Source organism: Xanthomonas sp. SHU 308 (genome assembly GCF_000364645.1).
Taxonomy (GTDB): domain Bacteria; phylum Pseudomonadota; class Gammaproteobacteria; order Xanthomonadales; family Xanthomonadaceae; genus Xanthomonas_A; species Xanthomonas_A sontii.
The window spans coordinates 1-359 of record NZ_AQOK01000772.1; the positions used below are offsets into that span (position 1 = coordinate 1).

Sequence of the window (359 nt, forward strand, 5' to 3'; positions counted from 1 at the left end):
CGTGCCGTTGCCGCGCGCCGCCACAGCGTCGGCCGCGGCGACGATCCGCTGGCCGGACGAGGACTGATGGCGGCCGACCGGCGCCCGCGCGCAATCGCGCTGATGGGCCCGACCGCCTCGGGCAAGACCGCCGCGGCGATCGCCCTGGCCGAACGCTGCGGCGGCGAGATCGTCAGCGTCGATTCGGCGCTGGTCTACCGTGGTCTGGACATCGGCGCGGCCAAGCCCGATGCCGCCGAGCGCGCGCGGGTGCCGCACCACCTGCTGGACCTGCGCGATCCCTGGCAGACGTATTCGGCGGCCGAATTCGCCGCCGACGCGCGCGCCGCGCTGGAGGCGATCGTGGCCCGCGGCCGCCT

1 protein-coding gene is annotated in these 359 nt (G+C 76.3%); it reads left to right on the forward strand.

Annotated features, from left to right (window positions below; genetic code table 11):
* Positions 1–66 precede the first annotated feature (66 nt).
* Positions 67–359 (forward strand): isopentenyl transferase family protein (locus tag D588_RS25705; protein WP_043086396.1); only part of this gene is annotated, 293 nt, incomplete at its 3' end.